A 21,305-nucleotide genomic window follows, 5' to 3' on the forward strand; every position below is an offset into this window, starting at 1 on the left:
ATGCAATATTGTCGTGCCAAAAGCTTTTTTTTCGCCCTATAATGGGCTAGCAAATATTATCAACGGGACACAGCGATGAGTAGTGCAAAGAAAAGTACTGAACGTTTGATTAAGAAATACCCAAATCGCCGTCTTTACGATACCCAGACCAGTTCCTACATTACGCTGACGGACGTGAAACAGCTCGTGCTGGATGCCGAGGAATTCACGGTCGTCGACGCCAAGACCAATGAAGACCTGACCCGCAGCATCCTGCTCCAGATCATCCTGGAAGAGGAGGCGAGCGGCGTTCCGATGTTCTCTACGGACGTACTTGCACAAATCATCCGTTTCTACGGCCATGCAATGCAAGGCATGATGGGTTCTTACCTGGAAAAGAATATCCAGGCATTTACCGATATCCAGCGCAAATTCACGCAAGGCGCCGCAACTTTCGATGGCAAGACTTTCAGCCCCGAAATGTGGACCCAGTTTATGAATGTGCAAGCGCCTATCATGCAGGGCATGATGAATAACTACATCGACCAGTCGAAGAGCCTGTTTGTGCAAATGCAGGAGCAAATGCAAAACCAGAGCAAGAATATCTTCGGCACTTTCCCGTTTGCTGCACCGCCAGCAGATAAAAAGTAAGGCCAAAAAGAGGGGCGTCCAGCCCCTCTTTTGCTATAATGGTGGATTGCCCTGAATCATCATCAGCACTCTGCCATGCAATCCAAGCAAATCACCCGCTTCACTCCCGCCGACGGCGCACCAGCTCCAAAAGTAGGTTTTGTTTCCCTCGGCTGCCCAAAGGCGCTGGTCGACTCCGAACAGATCCTGACCCAGCTTCGCGCCGAAGGCTATGAAACCGCCAAGTCCTACGACGGCGCCGACCTCGTGATCGTGAACACCTGCGGCTTCATCGATGCCGCTGTGCAGGAATCGCTGGATGCCATCGGCGAAGCGCTGGCAGAAAACGGCAAGGTGATCGTGACCGGCTGCCTGGGCGCGAAGAAGGACAAGGACGGCGACGACATCATCCAGAAGGTGCACCCGAAGGTGCTGGCCGTGACCGGTCCGCATGCCGTGGGCGAGGTGATGGCACAGGTGCATACCCACTTGCCTAAGCCGCACGAGCCGTTCATCGACCTGCTGCCGCCGCAGGGCATCAAGCTGACCCCCAAGCATTACGCTTACCTGAAGATTTCCGAAGGCTGCAACCACCGCTGCTCGTTCTGCATCATCCCTTCGATGCGCGGCGACCTGGTGTCGCGCCCGATCGCTGAACTGATGCTGGAAGCGGAGAACCTGTTCAAGGCCGGCGTGAAGGAACTGCTGGTGATCTCGCAGGATACTTCCGCTTACGGCGTGGACGTGAAGTTCCGCTCCGGTTTCTGGAATGGCCGTCCGGTGAAGACCCATATGACCCAGCTGACCCAGGCCCTGGGCGAGCTGGCCAAGCAGTACGGCGCGTGGGTGCGCCTGCACTATGTCTATCCTTACCCGCACGTGGATGAAATCATCCCGATGATGGGCGACGGCCATGTCCTGCCTTACCTGGACGTTCCGCTGCAGCACGCGCATCCGGATGTGCTGAAGCGCATGAAGCGTCCGGCTTCCGGCGAGAAGAACCTGGAGCGCATCCTGAAATGGCGCGAGATGAATCCTGAGCTGGTGATTCGTTCGACCTTTATCGCCGGTTTCCCTGGCGAGACCGAGGCTGAATTCGAGTACCTGCTGGACTTCCTGAAGGAAGCGCAGATCGACCGCCTGGGTTGCTTCGCATACTCGCCGGTGGAAGGTGCTACTGCGAATGAGCTGGCGAATCCGGTGCCGGATGAAGTGCGCGAAGAGCGCCGCGGCCGCGTGATGCTGCTGCAGGAAGAGATTTCGCGCAACCGGCTGAAGGCCAAGGTTGGCAAGACCGTGAAGGTGCTGATCGATGAGCTGACGCCTAGCGGTGCGATTGGCCGTTCGGCTGCGGATGCGCCGGAGATTGATGGCGTGGTGCACGTCAAGCGTCCGTTTGATCCGAAGAAGAAGCTGGCGGTTGGCCAGTTCTACGATGTTGAGATCACCACTGCCGATGCTCACGACTTGTGGGGGGAGGCGCAGTAAAACCGGTAAACCTGGGTCCGACCCAAGGGTCAGACCCAGTCTTTTCAGTGGCCGCGGGTCAAAAGCGCACAAGCAAACCGATATTGGCTGAGCCGAGAGTGTCAGACCCTTGGGTCTGACACTGGTTTACCGGTTTTGGCTAGAATAGGGTCCATGACCTCCAAAAAGCACCTCCAAACCCAGATCATCCACACGGACTACGTGCCGCCCGAAGGCTTCGCCGCCTTCCCCAGCGCGATCCACCACGCGTCCACGGTCCTGTTCAAGAACGTCGCCGCCATGCGTTCCGGCGACTGGAAAGAAAAGAACGCCTATACCTACGGCCTGCACGGCACGCCCACCACCTTCACCCTCGAAGCGCGCCTGGCTGAAATCGAAGGCGGCCAGCACTGCCTGCTGGCCCCCAGCGGCCTCGCCGCCATCGCCATGTGCGACTTCGCACTGCTGAAATCCGGCGACGATGTGCTGCTGCCCGATAACGTCTACAGTCCCAACCGCGATCTCGGCAAATGGCTGACCGCCGATTTCGGCATCACCGCGCGCTTGTACGACCCCATGATCGGCGCCGGCATCGCAGAGCTGATTCAGCCCAACACACGCCTGATCTGGACCGAAGCCCCCGGCTCGGTATCGATGGAAGTGCCTGACCTGCGCGCGATCTGCGATGCGGCCAAGCAGAAGGGCGTGCTGGTCGCACTCGACAATACGTGGTCCGCCGGCCTGGCCCTGCGCGGTTTCGACCTCGGCGTCGACATCGTGATGCAGGCGCTGACCAAATACCAGTCGGGCGGCTCCGACGTGTTGATGGGTGCCCTGGTCACGCGCGATCCGCTGTTGCACGAGCGCCTCAGCATGGCCCACATGCGCCTGGGCATGGGCGTCAGCGCCGACGATACCTACCTCGTGTTGCGCAACCTGCCGACGTTGAAGATCCGCTTCGAGACCCACGACGCCTCCGCGCGCAAGGTTGCAAGCTGGCTGAAGGCCCGTCCGGAAATCCGCAAAGTCCTGCACCCCGCCTTCGAAGATTGCCCCGGCCACGAAAACTGGAAGCGCGATTTCACTGGCGCGGGCGGCCTGTTCTCCGTGTTGTTCGACGAAAAATACACTGAAGAGCAAACCGACTGTTTCGTCGACTCGCTCAAGCTGTTCGGCATCGGTTACAGCTGGGGCGGCGCGCACAGCCTGTGCATCCCCTACCGCATCCAGGCCATGCGCAAGAACTGGAAAGAGAAGGGCACCCTGGTGCGTTTCAACATCGGCCTCGAAGATCCCGGAGACCTGATCGCCGACATCGAGCGCGCGCTGGCAACCATGTAGCTAGTTAGCTATCTATGCGATTGATCAATACTATGGCGTGCGCGTATTGATCGATCATCTCTACTTGCTTACATTGGTCGGACATCAAGCAGGGGAGACCGTCATGCAAATTCTGAAGATTGCAGCAGGCGCCGTGCTGTGTGGCGCTACGTGTTTGATTTCCGCGGCGCCGCCATCCAGCTATATGCCCGTGGTGGCGAAGGAAGATTTCCAGACTACCTTTGAACGGATGAAGGCCGCGCGGGCAGGCCTGATGCGCGAGCAGGCTGCTTTTCTTGAGAGCCGCTATGATTTGTCGAACAAGCCGGCGAATGGCGTCACCATGTTTCGCGGTAAGCCGGTGCAAGAGGGGATACGGGTCAAGCTGCCGCGCGGGGCCACCTGGGACAAGCTGGGCGCAATGAGCCCGGATGAAATCCGCGAGAAGGGCCTGTACCCGCATGGCTTCCTGCCGCTGCCGCACCCGAATCATCCGGAAGGCGGCATGCTGTTCCCACAGTTCCACATCGACGAAATCAAGAAGCAGGAGCAGCGCGACCTGAATCGCTTCGACCTGGCATTCGATTTTCCTGACCACTTGCTGCCGGAATTCCCGGCGCCGATCTTCCTGACCACGCGTCCCGACCTGGGCGACGTATCGAAGGGCAAGCTGCTGACCATCGACAATTTCCACCAGATGTTCAACGGGATACTGAATCCAAAGCAGCTTGAAGGCCTGCGCCTGTTGCTGACGCCGTTCCCGCAGCAGCAGTTCAACCAGACCGAAGACCGTCGCTCCGAACGTCCGAGCCGCGGCGTAACCTGCTTCGACTGTCACGCGAACGGACACACCAACGCCTCAACCCACCTGGCCGGCGACGCGCGGCCGCAGGCATTCCGGCACCGGATCGATACGCCATCGCTGCGAGGCGTGAACCTGCAACGGCTGTTTGGCTCACAGCGCGCATTGAAATCGGTGGAAGACTTTACGGAGTTCGAGCAGCGGGCCGCGTATTTCGACGGCGACCCCGTGATCGCAACCAAGAAGGGCGTGAATGTCCTTGAGCGCGGAAGCCAGGTGCATTTCATGGCCGAGTTCCAGGAACTGCTGGATTTCCCACCTGCGCCCAAGCTGGGCGTGACCGGCAAGCTCGATCCGCGCAAGGCCAATGAACAGGAACTGCGGGGCCAGGCGCTCTTCTTCGGCAAGGCCCAATGCGCCACCTGCCATATGCCGCCGCATTACAGCGACAACATGATGCACAACCTGCACACGGAGCGCTTCTTCAAACCGCACGAAGTGAAGGGCGCGATGATGGTGGGCGACGGCCCGATCAAGACTTTCCCGCTCAGGGGCATCAAGGAATCGCCACCCTATCTGCACGACGGGCGGTTGTTGACGCTCGAGGATACGGTGGAATTCTTCAACCTGATCCTCGAGACGAAAATGACAGCGGCAGAGAAGGCCGACCTGGTGGCCTTCCTGCGAACTTTATGAATTGCCGACAGGGACGTTGTTATTCAGGGCGGTGATGCCGCGAATCAGGCGGTAGATCTTCCACAGCCAGGCTCCGACCCAGACCAGCCAGGCCAGTGGAATGCCGAAAATGGTGATGAAAAGGAGCCAGCCGACGGCGATCCACACCAGGTACCACCAGAACGAGCGGATCATCCAGCCATGGTGGCTGTGGACGAAGGTGCCGGCGCTGTCATCGCGTTTGATGTAGTTCAGGATCAGTGGAATAAAGGACGCGGCCCCGAGCGTGAAGAACACGCTCAGGCCGTGGCCGAGGTAAAGCCAGAAAGCCCAATCCTTGGCGGAACGGGTCTGGTCATCGAAAACGAGTTCTTGTGCCATATCGGCTCCTCACAGTTTGCGACCGTCGTAATGCTGGACAGGGTAGGCGTCCAGTTCGATGTCCTCCAGTACGCGAGCGTTGACGGCAGCCATTTCACTGCCATTTGGAGCAGTGCCCTCGCCGTAGGTGTGGATGCCGCACTTAGGGCAGAAGCGATGCTTGATCACGTGCTTGTTGAAGACGTAGCTTGCCTGGTCTTCTTCGCGCGTCAGCAGTTTCAGGCTGGTGCGCGGAATGAACCACATCAATGCGCCTTTGCGCTGGCAGATGGAGCAGTTGCAGGCTACCAGCCCTTCGATACCGCCTTCTGCTTCAAATTTCACATTGCCGCAATGGCAGCTTCCCTTGTACAGCATTTTTCTCCTCCGGTTAGAATAATTAGCTTGGCGCTAATGATAATGTAATTGCAAGAGGAGTGGGCAAAATGGCGGGTCCGTTGCAGGGAATTAAAGTTATCGAGATTGGAACGCTGATTGCGGCGCCGTTTGCGGCGCGGCTGATGGCGGAATTCGGGGCGGAAGTGATCAAGATCGAGGCGCCGGGCGAGGGCGATCCGATCCGCAAATGGCGCAAGCTGCATAAAGGAACCTCGCTGTGGTGGTATCTGCAGTCGCGTAACAAGAAGTCCATCTCCATCAACCTGAAGGCGCCGGAGGGCATCGCGCTGGTCAAGCAATTGTGTGCGGATGCCGATGTGCTCATCGAGAACATGAAGCCAGGCGCGCTCGAGAAGCTTGGCCTTGGCTGGGATGTGCTGCATGCGCTGAATCCCAAGCTGACCATGGTGCGCATTTCCGGCTACGGCCAGACCGGCCCGTACAAGGACCGGCCGGGCTTCGGCGCCATTGGTGAGGCGATGGGCGGGATTCGCTATACCACGGGCGAGGCGGGCGGCGTGCCGGCACGCGTGGGCGTAAGCCTTGGCGACTCGCTGGCCTCCTTGCATGCCGTGATGGGGGCGCTGATGTCTGTGCTGCGGGTGAAAATGGGAAATGGCGATGGCCAGGTGGTTGATGTGTCGCTGGTCGAGAGCGTGTTCAACCTGATGGAATCCCTGGTGCCCGAGTACGATCTGCTTGGCCATGTGCGCGAGCGCAGCGGCGGTGCGTTGCCCGGTATCGCACCTTCCAATACTTACCCGACGCGCGACGGTTCGTACGTGGTCATTGCCGGTAACAGCAACCCGATCTACAAGCGCCTGATGCACGCAATCGGCCGCGCCGACATGGCGGAAGACCCCCAATTCGCGCAAAACGACGGCCGCGCGGCGCAGGAAAAGCTGATCGATGCTGCGATCGCCGGCTGGACTTCGGCGCATACGATCGACGAAGTACTGGCAATACTGGAGCGCGCCGAAGTGCCTGCGGGCCGCATCTATTCGGTAAAGGATATCGTCGCCGACCCGCATTACCAGGCGCGCGATATGCTGCTGGATGCCGAGTTGCCGGATGGCGTGCATGTGAAGATGCCGGGCATCGTGCCCAAGCTCTCTGAGACGCCTGGCGAAGTGCGCTGGCAGGGACCGACGCTGGGTGAGCACACCGACAGCGTGCTGTCTGTGTTGGCCATGACGACTGCGGAAATTGCCTCGCTACGTCAACGTGGCATCGTAGCGTAACTGACGACCGGATCACCGTTATGTTTTCATTATTTCGCACGCCTTCGTGGCCTGGCCAGTCGCTGCTGCGCCGTTGCGGCTACATTGAGTCGAAACTTCCGGCGAGCCCGCTTTATAGCTATGCACCCGGCGACCTGGTGTTTCGACGAAGTGCCAACCCTGACACCAAGATTACTTCGTAAGCAGTTTTATGAGAAAGCTTAAGGATTCGGTCGGAGTCGTGGCCAAAATCGACTTCATTCGTGGCTACGACGCATATGCCGGGATGCTGGAAGGTACGCCGTACCTGGCACGTCGGTTCCGACTGCTTCAGGAAAAGAAGGTCATGGAAGGGCGGGGCCAATTTGTGTATGGCCTGGAGTTGCTCGAACAGGAAATCGCTGTGCTTCCTAAAGACACTGGACGCTGGGCACCCAACGAACGGTGGTCGGCCAAGCTGGTTTGGGACGAGGATTTCCAGCGCGCGGTGCGGCGCTACGTCATCGTCCATTGGTACCAGGAAGCCGACGATCCGATGCAGCGATTGGCTTGTATCGTCGAGTCCATGGCCCTGAATGACTACGGCAATGAAGAAGCTTTTGAGATCGACCAGGCGAGAAGGGGAGACGATTGATCGCAATGAATTCCAACGAGGCTTGTCATCCGCTTCGACTTCCTCCAAGCATCCCTGCCGAATTGGAGGGGTACGAGTGGGTGCCTAATACTGTTGGTCAATCTGGGGGGGCGGTCTACCGCCTTTGCGGTAAGGAGGGGGCTCCTGACATGTTTTTGAAGTATGGCGAAGGTGTACTCGCAGACGATATAAGTGACGAAATGGCGAGACTACGCTGGCTGGGCGGACATGTGCCCGTGCCGAAAGTCGTGCATTTCGTTCGCACTTCCAATGAGGCATGGCTACTGATGTCTGAGGTGCCCGGAGAAAGCGCCTACCAGGTCATGGCGTCGTGTCCGGATCACCGCATCGCGATCGTCGACGCCATTGCGAAGTTTCTGCGGCGGCTACACGCAATCCCGATCGGTGACTGCCCGTTCACAAGCAATCACGAATATCGACTGCTCCGTGCGCGAGCACGCATCGATGCAAACCTGGTGGACGAAGACGATTTCGATGAGGATCGCGAAGGCTGGACTGCTGAACAGGTTTGGGGTGCCATGCAAAGTCTGCTGCCGCTCGCGCCTGATCCAGTCGTCACCCACGGTGACTTCTCACTGGATAACATTCTCCTGCAGGACGGGAAAGTCGTTGGCTGCATTGACGCCGGCCGGGCCGGCATCGCTGATCGCTACCAGGATCTTGCCATCGCCTGGAATTGTCTTGGAGAGTTCGGCACGCCGCTCCAGAGACGATTTCTGGCGCAATATGGCGTGCACGATCCTGATCCATCAAAACTGCAATTTCATTTGATGCTGGATGAGCTATTTTGAGTCGGACGCAGATCGAAAGCCGGGGTCAGGTCTGGCAATCGGACATTTCTTCCGTAATGCGAAAAGGATGGCGGATTGCCAGACCTGACCCCGACTTTTAATGCGCTAGCAGGTTGAGGATGCCGTCCAGGCCGACGAAGTTGAGGGCGACGTTGGCTTGTTCGCGGACCACGGGCTTGGCGCGGAAGGCGACGGACAGGCCGGAAATGCCCATCATCTTCAGGTCGTTGGCGCCGTCGCCCATGACGATGGCTTGCTCGGGGAGGATGCCGATGGCAGCGCAGACGTGTTCGACGGTGTCGCGCTTGACGGTAGCGTCGACGATCTCGCCGATCACTTTGCCGGTCAGCTTGCCGTCGACGATTTCCAGTTCGTTGGCGCGGGTGAAGTCCAGGCCCAGGCGGGTTTTCAGGCGTTCGGTGAAGAAGGTGAAGCCGCCCGATACCAGCAGGGTTTTCAGGCCGGCGGCTTGGACGGCTTTCAGCATCTCCTCGGCGCCCGTCGACAGGCGCAGGCGTTCGTCGTAGACGCGCTCCAGGGCGGCGGCGTCAAGGCCTTCCAGCAGCGCTACGCGGCGGCGCAGGCTTTCGGAGAAATCGAGTTCGCCGCGCATGGCGGCCTCGGTGATTTCGGCGACTTGCGGCTTCAGGCCCTGCATGTCGGCGATTTCGTCGATGCATTCGATGGTGATCAGGGTCGAGTCCATATCCATCGCCACCAGCTTGAATTCGTCCAGGCGGCGCACGCCCATCATGTAGGTGGCGTCGAGCTGGGCTGCCTGGGCTGCGATCTCGATGGTCTGGCGCAGCGCTGGCGTGAAGCTGATTCCTTCGCAGCGCAGGGCGTTGTCGGAAACGGTTACCACGTTTTTCGGCGCGGTCAGGGCGGCAATGCGCTGCAGGCGGGCGGCGCAGTCGCCGACGCCCTGCAGCACAAGGTTCATGGTCATGTCGTTGTTCATGTCAATTGTTTGATGGCGGTCTTGATCTGGTTCACGCGGGCCGCCAGGTCAGGCATGTTCGCTGTGATCTTGAGCTTGTCCTGTCCGTTCAGCTTGATGTGGCGCTGATTCTGGATCAGGTGGATGATGCGCATCGGGTCGATCGGCGGCTTGGGCATGAACTGCAGGTTGACCGCTTCGGTGTGGGCATCGATCTTGATGATGCCGACGGTCTTGGCGGCGATGCGCAGGCGGTGGGTTTCCACCAGGGCCTTGGCGGAATCGGGCAGTTTGCCGAAGCGGTCGATCAGCTCCTCCTGCAGGTCGTCGATTGCGTTCTGGGTTTCGCAATTGGCCAGGCGTTTGTAGATCGACAGGCGTTCGTGCACGTCGCCGCAGAAGTCCGCTGGTAGCAGGGCTGGCGTGTGCAGGTTGATTTCGGTGGTGGTGGCAAGCGGCGCGGCCAGGTCGGGCTCTTTGCCGGCCTTCAGTGCGCGCACAGCTTCGTTCAGCATGTCGGTGTAGAGCTGGAAGCCTACTTCCAGCATTTCGCCGGACTGGTTTTCGCCCAGCACTTCGCCGGCGCCGCGGATTTCCAGGTCGTGCATCGCGAGGTAGAAGCCGGAGCCCAGTTCTTCCATCTGCTGGATGGCGTCGAGGCGGCGCTGCGCCTGCTTGGTCAGGCCTTGCACGTCGGTCACCAGCAGGTAGGCGTATGCCTGGTGGTGCGAACGGCCGACACGGCCGCGCAGCTGGTGCAACTGCGCCAGGCCGAACTTGTCGGCGCGGTGCATGATGATGGTGTTCGCGGTCGGCACGTCGATACCGGTTTCGATAATCGTGGTGCACAGCAGGATGTTGTAGCGCTGCGCCACGAAGTCGCGCATCACTTTTTCCAGGTCGCGTTCGTGCATCTGGCCGTGGGCGACGGCGATGCGCGCTTCGGGCAGCATTTCCGTCAGCTTGGCCAGGCGGTTTTGGATGGTTTCGACTTCGTTGTGCAGGAAGTAGACCTGGCCGCCGCGCTTCAATTCTCGCAGCACGGCTTCGCGGATGATGGAGTCGTTCTCGCTGCGCACAAAAGTCTTGATGGCCAGGCGCTTTTGCGGCGCGGTGGCGATCACGGAGAAGTCGCGCAAGCCTTCCAGCGCCATACCGAGCGTGCGCGGGATCGGCGTTGCGGTCAGGGTCAGCACGTCGACTTCGGCGCGCAGGGATTTCAGCGCTTCCTTCTGGCGCACGCCAAAGCGGTGTTCTTCGTCGATGATGACCAGGCCGAGGCGGTCGAACTTGACGTCGTCCGACAGCAGCTTGTGGGTGCCGATCACGATGTCCAGCGTGCCGTCCTGCATGCCCTTGATGGCGTTGGCGATTTCCTTGCCGGTGCGGAAGCGCGACATTTCGGCGATGCGCACGGGCCAGTCGGCAAAGCGGTCGGCGAAGGTCTGGGCGTGCTGCTCGGCCAGCAGCGTGGTTGGCGCCAGCAGGGCAACCTGCTTGCCGCCCATGACGGCGATGAAGGCTGCGCGCAGCGCCACCTCGGTCTTGCCAAAGCCCACATCGCCGCATACCAGGCGGTCCATCGGCTTGCCGGAGGTCATATCCTTGATCACGTTGCCGATGGCGGCTGCCTGGTCCGGCGTTTCGTCGAAGCCGAAGCTGTCGGCGAAACGTTCGTAGTCGTGCGAGGAGTAGTCGAACGAGTGGCCCTGGCGCGCGGCGCGGCGGGCGTACAGGTTGAGCAATTCGGCGGCAGTGTCGCGTACCTGTTCGGCGGCTTTGCGCTTGGCTTTGTCCCACTGGCCGGAACCGAGGGTGTGCAGCGGTGCGTCGTCCGGCGAGGCGCCGGAGTAGCGCGAAATCACGTGCAGCTGCGATACCGGCACGTACAGCTTGCTCTCCTTGGCGTATTCCAGATGCAGGAATTCGGTTTCGCCTTCGCCCAGGTCCATGCTGACCAGGCCCATATAACGGCCAATGCCGTGGTTGATGTGCACCACCGGGTCGCCGATCTTGAGTTCGGACAGGTCGCGCACCATCGATTCGACTTGCGTGACCGCTTCCTGTTTCTTGCGGCCGGCGCGGCGGCCGCTGCCGGCATACAGCTCGGTTTCGGTGATGAAGGCCAGGCCGTCATCGAGCTCAAAGCCGGCATGTAGGGGCGCGACGCCCAGCACCAGCTTGGCGTCGCTGGCCAGGAAACCGTCGAAGCCTTCGATCAGGGCCGGCGACAGGTCGAATTCGGCGAAGTACTGCTGCAGCGTTTCGCGGCGGCCGTTGGTTTCGGCGCAGATCATCACGCGCCGGCCGGACTGCATCAGGTAGGCGCGCAGGTTGGTCAGCGGGTCGTCCAGGTGGCGGTTGACGGCGATGTTCGGGATCGGCGCCGACAGTTCCGACGACGGCAGCGACATGTCGCGCGAGATGGCGATGCGCGGATGCGGCTTGGCCAGGATGAAGAACTGTTCGTCGCCGAGGAAGATGTCCTGCGGCGGCAGGATAGGGCGCTCGCGGTCGGCCTTCAGGAATTTGTAGCGCGATTCGGTGTCGGCCCAGAAGCGCTTGATGGCGGCGTCGATATCGCCGACCATTGCCACGCTGGCTTCTGCCGGCAGGTAGTCGAAGAAGGTCGCGGTTTCGTCGAAGAACAGCGGCAGGTAGTATTCGATACCGGCGGAGGCGATGCCGCTGCTGATGTCCTTGTAGACCACGGCGCGCGACGGGTCGCCTTCAAAAGTCTCGCGCCAGCGGCTGCGGAAAGCGGTGCGCGATGCTTCGTCCATCGGGAATTCGCGGCCTGGCAGCAGGCGCACTTCCTTGACCGGATACAGCGAGCGCTGGGTGTCGGCGTCGAAAGTGCGGATGGTTTCGATGGTGTCGCCGAACAGGTCCAGGCGGTACGGCAGGGCGGAACCCATCGGGAACAGGTCGATCAGGCCGCCGCGCACGGAATATTCGCCGGGTGACATCACCTGGCTGACGTGGGTGTAGCCGGCCAGGGTCAGTTGCGACTTCAGTTTTGCCTCGTCCAGCGACTCGCCCTGCTTGAAGAAGAAGGTGTAGGCGGCCAGGAAAGAGGGCGGCGCCATGCGCACCAGGGCGGTGGTGGCAGGAATGATGGCCACGTCGCACTGGCCGGTCTGGATCTCATGCAGGGTTGCCAGGCGCTCGGATACCAGGTCCTGGTGCGGCGAGAAGGCGTCGTAAGGCAGGGTTTCCCAGTCGGGCAGCAGGTGGCAGCGCAGGCCGCCATTGGCGAACCAGGGGATTTCGGCCAGCAGGCGCTGGCCGTCGCTGGCCTGGGCCACGACCACGGCCAGCATCTGGCCGCGAGCTTTCAATTCGAGTGCCGTTTGCGCCAGCGCGTAGGCGTCACCGGAGCCGAACAAATTAGGCAACGCGAAGCGGTTGCCGGGCTTGGGAAGTGCTTTTTTGAAGTCGAAGGGCATGCAAACGTGGCGCTAACTGAGGAGACACTAATATGCTGGCCCCACATTATAGTGCAAGCACCTATTCGTAGGCGCCCAGCCGTTTTTGTTCCGATGATGTAAAAAGATTATCACGCAGCTGCTGGATCGCAGCCTGGTTTTCGCCCAGGCCGGCGCTGGCAGCACGGTAGGCGGCGATCCGGCGCAGCCAGGCGGCTTGTTCGCGGTCGAGTTGGGCCAGCCGGTTGGCGGCTTGCGGGTCGAATGCTGCTGCGCGCAGGCGGAAGATGTCGTCTTCGCTGGCGCCGCCATTGCGGGCGGCTTCGACCTGCTGTTCCAGGTTCAGCACGCGCTGCGGGGCGGCCCGCTCTTCCTGCAGGGCGGGCGGCAGCTTGCGGTCCAGCTCTGCCAGCTTTTGCCGGCGCTGGCCGGGCGTCAGCGACTTGTCGTCCACCAGTTCCAGGCGGGCGATGGCATCCTGGTCGCGGGCATCGGTATCGCCGAACAGGCCGGCGGCTTCGGCCGGGCTGAAATAGCGCTTGCGCAATTCCTGCATGGCGAGCAGGCGCTGGCGGGCGGCGGCGGCGAATGCGGTGCCGGCAGCGGGCGCGCTCACGTCCTGGCCTGCCTCGGCCAGGGCGCGTTTGTAGGCCAGGTATTGGCCAAGCAGGCGCCTGGCTTCGGTCGCCGCAGCGGGCTTCAGGCGCCGCGCCAGCTCTTGCTCGATGCCGGCGCGGATGGCCGGGAGCTCCGCTTCGCCCAGCGCGGACAGGTAGTAGTCGAACAGGTGGCGCAATTCGGCGTCGACCTTCAGCGCGTCGCCGGCGGCGCCCGGCCGGCCGTCCGGCTCGGTGCCGGCCATGGAGGGAACGAAGGGGACCGGCGCCGGACCGGTCCCCTGCGGCATTGGCGGCGCGGCGGCCACGGGCGATCGCGCTGGCGGCGTGCTGCCGCCAGTCGCCAAGAATGCGAACGCGCCGGCTGCGGCCAGCGCGAATGCCATCAAGCCCGCCCGGCCGCGGGCGCTCACAGGCCCATTCCTTGCAGGCGGTTGGCGTGCTGGCGGAACAGCGTCACCGGGCTGGTCTCGAACAGGTGGGTGATGCCGACCATCTGGTTGACTTCGTCGAGGTGGTTCATCCAGTAGTCGTCGCGGATCACGCGGCCGAGGTGGGACGAGCAGCTCGCGACCAGGCCATCGTTTTTGGCGCCGCCAAAGGCGATCGAAGTGACTGCGAGGAAGGGATCGGCGGGATCGAAGACGTTGGTATAAGGAGTGGCACCGCTCCAGGAGAAGTAATAGACGCCGTTGGCCTGGTGCGCGCCTTCGCCGCAGCTTGTCGTCGGCAGGCCGGCGGGATGGCGGGCATTGAAAGTCGCGGTGCCGGCAGTGCTGAGCGACTGGGCCGCCGCGTAGGCGTCCTGGGGCAGCGACGGGCTGCCGGAAATCAGGCCGAGGAAGCCGCCCAGCGCGTTGCCGACACTGTAGACCAGGTCCGGGGCCGCGCCCACCAGCACGTCCGCCACCTTCGAGCCCTTGTTCACGCCGCCGATGCTGGTCACCGAGGCCACCAGGTCCGGCCGCACCGAGGCCACATAGCGCGAGGTCGGACCGCCGTGGCTATGGCCAATCAGGTTGACCTTTTCCGCACCGGTAGCCGCCAGGATCTGGCGCACCTGGAACAGGAGCTGTTCACCGCGCACTTCCGTGCTGTTGGCTGCCGAAACCGACGTCACATAGACCCGCGCCCCTCCGCTGCGCAGCGCGCCGGGAACGCCGTAAAAGTATTCGAGCGGGCCCAGGCTGTCGAAGCCGAACAGGCCGTGGACCAGGACGATGGGGTAGCGGGTTTGCGTGTAGCCGGTTGCGGAAGCGGGAATTGCGACGATTGCGGTGAACGCGATGAACAGTACCGAAAGCAGCTGCCGGACGAACTTCTTCATAAAGCCTCCTGTGCTGATGGTTTGTTGGAGAGCCCAATCTAGCATCGGCGGCGCGGCGCGCGACAACATCGCTGAATTAGCACGGTGGGTTCCTTCAGTGCCAAAGCACTTTGTTGCGTAGAAGGCGCGCGGAAGCGGTATTTCGTTGGCGAAGGGGAATATTTCAGGCCGGATAAAGCAGCAGGATGGCCGTGATGTTATCGCGGCTGCCATCCTGCTTGGCTTTTTCGACCAGGGCCGCACAGGTTTCAGGCAGGTTATCTGGTCCGGCCTGGGACAGCAGCGCGGACAGGGCCTCCTGCTCCGAGGCGCCATACAAGCCATCACTGCACAACAGGTAAAGGTCGCCCGGCGCCGGCTGATGCGAGAACACGTCCGGCCGCACCTCTTCGCCCGGCCCGATCGCCTGCAGCAGCAGGTTGCGCGGCGGCAGGATGCCCTTCATGCCGGCTTCCAGCGCCTGCTGGTACAGGGTCTGGTCGTGCGTAAGCTGGACCAGTTGCCCGTTGCGGTAGCGGTAGATGCGGCTGTCGCCGACGTGGAAAATGAAGGCCGGACCGTCCGCGTGCGGCTGCCACATGCCGGTCAGCGTCGTCCCCATGCCATAGCCATCTGCCAGGCCGGCGGCCGCATTGTTGCGGAACAGGGTGGTGTTGGCAAACAGGACTGCCTCATGCAGCTGGCGCAGAGCCTCGGCATCGCTGCCCGGTACATGCTGGGCGCGCAGGTGCTTCCACACCAGCAGCAAGGCTTCGGTGCTCGCGATGTCGCCGCCGACATGGCCGCCCATGCCGTCGGCGACGGCAACAAGGTGCAAGTCCGGCAGCAGGAGCAGGTTGTCCTGGTTGCTGGGGCGTACCGTGCCGACGTCTGTCAAGCCATAGGCCAGGCCCATGGTCATCTGCTGCAATACCGGCGGCGACAGCGGGATCATTTGATTTGCTCCGCAAACTGCAGCACGCGGGCCGGCGGCATCATGCCGAGCTGGCGTGCCACGTCCATGTTGACGAGGTAAGAGTAGCTGCCCGGCGTTTCGATCGGAAGCGCGGCAGCCTTGACGCGATGGTACAGGATCTGGGCGGCTTTATGGGCAGTCAGGCGTCCCACGTTCGCATATCCGGCGACCAGGCCAAACAGGGCGCTGCCGTCGCGCAGCGCCACTTCAGCGGCGGAAAATACCGGCAGGCCAAGCGCCAGAGCGGCTTCCGTGACCAGGATGCGCTGCGAAGCGATGAAACTGTCGGGGCCAATATAAAGCAACTGCACCCTGTGTTCGGCCAGGTCCGCCAGCAGGCCCGGAATCGCGTCGGCGCGCGGCTGCCCTTGCGCGTCCAGCGGAAGCGGATGGGGCGTGAATTCGGTGCCCACCCGCTCTGCTTCGGCGCGCATTTCGCGCATGGCGACCCGTGCGTTCACTTCGTTGGGATTGAAGATTGCTGCGATGCGGTCGAAACGGCGGTAGCTGCGGATGGCGGCCATTTGCTGACGGGCCGGCACCACGTGGCTGACGCCGGTCAGGTTGCGCCCGGACGAGGCGAGGTTTCGCGCCAGCCCGGCCGCGATCGGTGCGGAGACCATGGTGAACACGATGGGAATCTCAAATTCCCGGGCTGCCACCGCCAGGCTTACCGGCGTGCCCCAGGTGTAGATCAGGTCCGCATGCCAGGCGCGGGCTTCTTCGAGCAGGGCCGGCACGCGAGAGGCGTCCATGTCAACGCTGCGCACCACGAATTCAGGCTGCAGGCGCTTGTCCTTGAACCATTGGAGAAAGCCGGCTTCAACGTCGGTCTCGCCGCGGAACAGGATCATGTAGATGCGCGGGACATGCGGGCTCGCGCTGTGCGCGCAGGCTGCGGGGGCGAAGGCCGCCAGCGGCGCCAGCGCTGCCGCGGCGCCGAGCAGGCGCCGGCGCCGGAACGATGGAGCCCTTTGGCCCGGCATGTTCAGGTACCTGCCGGGGCTTGCTGTTGCGGGACCTGCTGCAGCGCGGGCTGGTTCGGTGGCGCTGGCTGCGTTGGTGCAGCCGGCACGGCCGGTTGCTGCGGGGCGCCGTCGGCTGGCGCTGGTTGCTCGCCTTCCGCCGGAACGTCGCCCATGTCGATCGCCAGCACGGTCGGGTCGCTGGCATATTCTTCCAGCAGCCAGTCGCCGTTCAACTGCACCACGCCTTCGGGTACAGGACGGTCGATCGCTGGATGCTTCGGCAGCGCCGAGCGCATATAGTCCATCCAGATCGGCAGCGACAGGGTTGCGCCGAACTCGCGGCCGCCCAGCGACTTCGGATCGTCATATCCCATCCAGGCCACTGCCACCACGCCACCGCCATAGCCGGCGAACCAGCCGTCGAAGGAGTCGCTGGTGGTGCCGGTCTTGCCGGCCAGGTCGGGGCGGCCCAGGCGGCCGGCGGCAGCGCCGGTGCCGCTGCGGGCGACGTCGCGCATCATGCTGTCCATGATGAAGACGTTGCGCTCGTCAAGCACGCGCTCGCCGGCAGTGGCCGGCGCGGGCGGCTCGATATCCATGACGAGCACGCCCTTGGCGTCGGTCACGCGGGAGATCAGGTAGGGCGTGGCCTTGTAGCCGCCGTTGGCGAAGACTGCATAGGCGCCGGCCAGTTGCAGCGGCGTGACGGCGCCGGTGCCGAGCGCCATGGTGAAGTTCTTCGGATGGCGCGACAGGTCGAAGCCGAAGCGGGCCAGGTAGGCGTGCGTATCGTCCAGGCCAGAGGCGCGCAGGATGCGCACCGAAGGTACGTTCTTCGATGCTGCCAGCGAGCGGCGCATGGTGACCTGGCCGTCGAACTTGCCGTCGTCGTTTTGCGGCTTCCACGGCTGTCCGATCGAGCTGCCCGGCAGCTCCAGCGGTTCGTCGGCGATTACCGTGCCGGGGCCGAAGCCCTTGGACACTGCAGCGGAGTAGATGAATGGCTTGATCGAGGAACCAGGCTGGCGCCAGGCCTGCGTCACGTGGTTGAACTTTTGCAGGCCGTAGTCGAAGCCGCCCACCATGGCCTGGTAGGCTCCGGTATTGGCGTCCAGCGCCACGAAAGCAGCCGCGACCTGCGGCACCTGGGTGATGGCCCAGCCTTTCTTTTCGGTCTGCATGACGCGGATCACCGCGCCGGGACGGATCGCGGAAGCAGGCTTGGCCTTGCTGGACAGTGCGGACGCTGCCAGTTTCAGGCCCTCGCCGCTGATCGAAAGCACGTCGCCGTCCGATGTTTCGGCCTTGACCAGGGTAGGGCTGGCTTCCAGCACCACGGCTGGTATCAGGCCGTCGCTGACCACGCGCTTGCCCAGCACCTCGTCGATGGCGTCGCCGCGTTCTTCTTCGTCGGCGGGCAATTCAATATAGGTTTCCGGGCCGCGGTAGCCGTGGCGCTGGTCGTAGGCCAGCACGTTGCGGCGCACGGAGTCGTAGGCCGCTTCCTGGTCGCGCGACTGGATGGTGGTGTAGACGTTGATGCCCTTGGTGTAGGTCTCTTCCTTGAACTGCGCGAAGACAGCCTGGCGCGCCAGTTCGGCCACGTATTCGGCGTGGACGTCGAACTCCTGGCCGCGGTGGTTGACGTGCAGCTGTTCCTTCTTCGCCTTTTCGTACTGGGCTTCGGTAATGTATTCGAGTTCGAACATGCGGCGCAGCACCACCTGCTGGCGCGAGCGCGCTTTCTTCGGATTGACGGCAGGGTTGTTGCGCGAAGGGTTTTGCGGCAGGCCTGCCAGCATCGCCGTTTCGGCGATCGACAATTCCTTCAGCGATTTGCCGAAGTAAGCCTGGGCGGCGCTGGCGAAGCCATAGGAGCGCTGGCCCAGGTAGATATTGTTCATGTACAGCTCGAGGATCTTGTCCTTGTCCAGCGCATCCTCGATGCGGTAGGCGAGCATGGCCTCGGCCAGCTTGCGGGAGATGAATTTGTCCTTGCTGAGATAGAAGTCGCGCGCCACCTGCATGGTGATCGTCGAGCCGCCCTGGCGGAAGCTGCCGCGCAGGTTGGCGCGGGCGGCGCCCAGCACGCGCTTCCAGTCAATGCCGCCGTGTTCATAGAAGCGCGAGTCTTCAATTGCCAGCACGGCCTTCTTCATCAGCTCCGGCACCTGGTCAATCGGCGTGAAGTCGCGGTGTTCCTCGCCGAATTCGCCGATCAGCACCTTGTCTGCCGTGTAGATGCGCAGCGGGATCTTGGGACGGTAATCGGTGACCGCTTCCAGTGTTGGCAGGTTGGGGCGGATCACGAAGGCGGCATAGCAGGCCAGGGCGATGCCGCCGGCCATGGCGGCGAGGCCTGCGCCGATGCTGGCGCGGATGACGTTACGGCGGTTCAGCCAGGAAGGACGATTGATCAAATCAGCTCTCTCGATTGCTAAGTCGGGGCATTATAGACTACTCGATAGTTGCTACTTCATTGCTATTTATGCCATAGTCCTAGGTGTTTTAGTCTAAAAGGATTCACGTGTTCCGTCCCTATATCCCCGACGAGGCGCGGCTGCCGGAAATGACGTTCCGCGCCTTGTTCCTCGGAACCTTGCTGGGCATGGTGTTTGGCGCTTCTTCGTTGTACCTGGTCCTCAAGGTGGGCCTGACGGTCAGCGCTTCGATTCCCGTCGCAGTCATCGCAATCACTTTCTTCGGCCTGGCCAAAAAACTGGGCGGCAAGGATGCCAGCATCCTGGAAAACAGCATCGCGCAGACCGCCGGTTCTGCCGGCGAATCGATTGCGTTCGGCCTCGGCGTGACCATGCCGGCCATCCTGATCCTGGGCTTTGAACTGGAAATCTGGCGCGTTATGCTGGTGGGCGTGCTGGGCGGCCTGCTGGGCATCCTCATGATGATTCCGATGCGCCGCACCATGATCGTGGACCAGCACCACGAGCTGAAGTTCCCCGAGGGGACCGCTTGCGCCGAGGTGCTGAAGGCCGCGGCCAGCGATTCCTCGCGCCAGGCGGCCGGCGAACCGGTGCAGGGCGAGTCCGACGCGGCGCGCGATGCACGCCGCCGCGCACGGCTGATCTTCGGCGGCTTTGGCATCGGGCTGCTGTACAAGGCGCTCAACGTTTCCTTCAAAGGCTGGAAGGACACGCCGGAAGTCGTGCTGGGCGCGCCGCTGAAGGGCGGTTCGATCGGCGCCGAAGTGTCGCCGGAGCTGCTGGGCGTGGGCTACATCATCGGCCCCCGCATTGCGCTGACCATGACGGCGGGCGGCGTGCTGTCCTACCTGCTGCTGATCCCGATGATCAGGTTCTTCGGCGACCCGCTCACCACCATCCTGGCGCCGGCCACCATGCTCATTTCCGACATGGGGCCGGACGATGTGCGCGGCGCCTATATCCTGTACATCGGCGCCGGTGCTGTGGCGGCGGGCGGCCTGATCGCGCTGCTGCGTGCAATGCCGATGATCTGGCGCAGCCTGGCGGCCGGCCTGTCCGGCGTGGGCAAGGGCAGCAAAGCCGACGCTACACGCCGCACCGAGCAGGATATCCCGATGAAGTGGGTGGTGCTGGGTTGCCTGGGCCTGATCGCGGTGATTACGGCGTCCGCGCCGCTGCATATGAATTTGCTGGGCGCCTTGCTGATCCTGGTGTTCGGCTTCCTGTTCTCCACGGTTTCCTCGCGCCTGACCGGCGAGATCGGTTCTTCTTCCAACCCGACCTCCGGCATGGCGGTGGCGACGCTGCTGTTTACCTGCCTGATTTTCCTGATGGTCGGCTGGACCGGCGGCCAGTATTACGTCACGGCGCTGTCGGTGGGGGCGATCGTCTGCATCGCCTCGGCCAACGCCGGCACGGTGTCGCAAGACCTGAAGACCGGCTTCCTGGTCGGTTCCACGCCGCGCCTGCAGCAGTACGCCATGCTGGTCGGCTCGCTGGCATCGGCCCTGCTGCTCGGTCCCATCCTGCTGCAACTGAATAATTCCAGCACGGTCTATGTGCCGGCGGCCCAGGTTGCGCCGGGACTGGCGACCGATGCCTCGCGGCTCACGGCGAGCGCGCGCCTGGAGGGGCCGCAGGCGGCCGGCGACAGCACTACCTACAAGGTGTGGCAGAAGCCGGATGCGCAAGGCGGGCCGGAGGGCAAATACCTGGTCGCGCCGGACGGCAAGGCGGTCTGGTTCGTCGATCCGGGCATCAACGGCACGCACCACAAGCGCCCGGACGGCACCGAGGTGCGCAAATACGATGCGCCGAAGGCGGTGCTGGTGTCGTACATTATCAAGGGCATCCTCGACCAGCAACTGCCCTGGACGCTGGTGATGCTGGGCGTGATGATTGCGTTGGTGCTGGAGATGTCGGGCGTGCAGTCGCTGTCGTTTGCCGTGGGCGTGTACCTGCCGCTGTCGGCCACGCTGCCGATTGCGGTGGGCGGCGTGCTGCGCTGGCTGGCCGACCGCCGCAACAACAGGCTGCCGCAATATGCAGGCATGAACGAGGAAGAGCTGCAGGCGGCTGGCGACCGCAGCGAAGGCGTGCTGCTGGCCTCTGGCTACATCGCCGGCGGCGCCCTGGCCGGCATTGTGATCGCCATCACGGCAGGCGTGATGACCAATTTCGATGCCGCGGTGACCGCGTGGGCCGAAAACAGCAATCCTTTCTTCAGCGGACCGGCGGCCGATTTGCTGTCCTTGCTGCCTTATGCTGTAATCATGGCGCTGCTCCTGTGGGCGGCGCGAGAAAAATCCACACCTTAAAGGAGACTGGGCG

At 62.6% G+C, this 21,305-nt stretch carries 17 protein-coding genes; 8 read left to right on the forward strand and 9 right to left on the reverse strand.

Annotation, left to right across the window (positions count from 1 at the left end):
* Window positions 1-75: 75 nt before the first annotated feature.
* From phaR to ACN9MY_RS15795, 4 genes are all read left to right on the forward strand, one after another.
* Window positions 76-630, forward strand: a complete 555-nt coding sequence (gene phaR / locus ACN9MY_RS15780; protein WP_426335706.1) for a polyhydroxyalkanoate synthesis repressor PhaR — start codon at window positions 76-78, stop codon at window positions 628-630.
* 75 nt (window positions 631-705) lie between these two features.
* Window positions 706-2,097, forward strand: coding sequence for a 30S ribosomal protein S12 methylthiotransferase RimO (rimO, locus tag ACN9MY_RS15785; protein ID WP_426335707.1), 1,392 nt, complete (start codon window positions 706-708; stop codon window positions 2,095-2,097).
* 153 nt (window positions 2,098-2,250) lie between these two features.
* Entirely contained in the window at window positions 2,251-3,417 is a 1,167-nt protein-coding gene (locus ACN9MY_RS15790) for a cystathionine beta-lyase (protein ID WP_426335708.1), read from the forward strand.
* A 103-nt stretch (window positions 3,418-3,520) separates the two neighbouring features.
* Entirely contained in the window at window positions 3,521-4,894 is a 1,374-nt protein-coding gene (locus ACN9MY_RS15795) for a hypothetical protein (RefSeq protein ID WP_426323626.1), read from the forward strand.
* Here ACN9MY_RS15795 and ACN9MY_RS15800 read toward each other — a convergent pair.
* Window positions 4,889-5,254, reverse strand: a complete 366-nt coding sequence (locus tag ACN9MY_RS15800; protein ID WP_426172028.1) for a DUF4870 family protein — start codon at window positions 5,252-5,254, stop codon at window positions 4,889-4,891. The two genes, ACN9MY_RS15795 and ACN9MY_RS15800, sit on opposite strands and share 6 nt — an antisense overlap.
* A gap of 9 nt (window positions 5,255-5,263) precedes the next feature.
* A complete protein-coding gene (locus tag ACN9MY_RS15805; protein ID WP_426335709.1) occupies window positions 5,264-5,611 on the reverse strand; it encodes a GFA family protein in 348 nt (115 codons plus the stop codon).
* Between the two features lie 68 nt (window positions 5,612-5,679).
* Here ACN9MY_RS15805 and ACN9MY_RS15810 point away from each other — a divergent pair, with 68 nt between their 5' ends.
* The 3 genes from ACN9MY_RS15810 (at window position 5,680) to ACN9MY_RS15820 (ending at window position 8,298) form a co-directional block, all read left to right on the forward strand.
* The gene (locus tag ACN9MY_RS15810; RefSeq protein WP_426335710.1) at window positions 5,680-6,873 is read left to right on the forward strand and encodes a CaiB/BaiF CoA transferase family protein; all 1,194 of its coding nucleotides are present in this window, start codon (window positions 5,680-5,682) and stop codon (window positions 6,871-6,873) included.
* Between the two features lie 220 nt (window positions 6,874-7,093).
* Complete coding sequence (locus ACN9MY_RS15815; protein WP_426335711.1) at window positions 7,094-7,486, forward strand: hypothetical protein; 393 nt, start codon at window positions 7,094-7,096, stop codon at window positions 7,484-7,486.
* 5 nt (window positions 7,487-7,491) lie between these two features.
* A complete protein-coding gene (locus tag ACN9MY_RS15820) occupies window positions 7,492-8,298 on the forward strand; it encodes an APH(3')-I family aminoglycoside O-phosphotransferase (RefSeq protein WP_426172205.1) in 807 nt (268 codons plus the stop codon).
* A gap of 97 nt (window positions 8,299-8,395) precedes the next feature.
* On the opposite strand, the gene serB is transcribed toward ACN9MY_RS15820, so the two are convergent.
* The 7 genes from serB to ACN9MY_RS15855 all read right to left on the reverse strand — a co-directional run bounded on the left by serB (window position 8,396) and on the right by ACN9MY_RS15855 (window position 18,881).
* The gene (gene serB / locus ACN9MY_RS15825; RefSeq protein ID WP_426337637.1) at window positions 8,396-9,241 is read right to left on the reverse strand and encodes a phosphoserine phosphatase SerB; all 846 of its coding nucleotides are present in this window, start codon (window positions 9,239-9,241) and stop codon (window positions 8,396-8,398) included.
* 14 nt (window positions 9,242-9,255) lie between these two features.
* Complete coding sequence (gene mfd / locus ACN9MY_RS15830; RefSeq protein WP_426335712.1) at window positions 9,256-12,687, reverse strand: transcription-repair coupling factor; 3,432 nt, start codon at window positions 12,685-12,687, stop codon at window positions 9,256-9,258.
* Between the two features lie 61 nt (window positions 12,688-12,748).
* Entirely contained in the window at window positions 12,749-13,696 is a 948-nt protein-coding gene (locus ACN9MY_RS15835) for a lipase secretion chaperone (protein WP_426335713.1), read from the reverse strand.
* Window positions 13,693-14,610: an esterase/lipase family protein gene (locus tag ACN9MY_RS15840; protein ID WP_426172037.1), complete on the reverse strand. Its 918-nt coding sequence runs from the start codon at window positions 14,608-14,610 to the stop codon at window positions 13,693-13,695. Before ACN9MY_RS15840 ends, ACN9MY_RS15835 begins: the two co-directional genes overlap by 4 nt.
* A 163-nt stretch (window positions 14,611-14,773) precedes the next feature.
* Window positions 14,774-15,544 carry a PP2C family protein-serine/threonine phosphatase gene (locus ACN9MY_RS15845; protein ID WP_426172039.1) on the reverse strand — a complete coding sequence of 257 codons (771 nt, stop codon included), beginning with the start codon at window positions 15,542-15,544 and terminating at the stop codon, window positions 14,774-14,776.
* Window positions 15,541-16,551, reverse strand: coding sequence for an ABC transporter substrate-binding protein (locus ACN9MY_RS15850; protein ID WP_426335714.1), 1,011 nt, complete (start codon window positions 16,549-16,551; stop codon window positions 15,541-15,543). Before ACN9MY_RS15850 ends, ACN9MY_RS15845 begins: the two co-directional genes overlap by 4 nt.
* A gap of 2 nt (window positions 16,552-16,553) precedes the next feature.
* The gene (locus ACN9MY_RS15855; protein ID WP_426172209.1) at window positions 16,554-18,881 is read right to left on the reverse strand and encodes a penicillin-binding protein 1A; all 2,328 of its coding nucleotides are present in this window, start codon (window positions 18,879-18,881) and stop codon (window positions 16,554-16,556) included.
* 179 nt (window positions 18,882-19,060) lie between these two features.
* Between ACN9MY_RS15855 and ACN9MY_RS15860 the strand changes: the two genes are divergently transcribed.
* Complete coding sequence (locus tag ACN9MY_RS15860; protein WP_426335715.1) at window positions 19,061-21,292, forward strand: OPT family oligopeptide transporter; 2,232 nt, start codon at window positions 19,061-19,063, stop codon at window positions 21,290-21,292.
* Window positions 21,293-21,305: the final 13 nt, after the last annotated feature.

Source organism: Pseudoduganella sp. R-31, assembly GCF_049913235.1.
GTDB lineage: Bacteria > Pseudomonadota > Gammaproteobacteria > Burkholderiales > Burkholderiaceae_D > Rugamonas.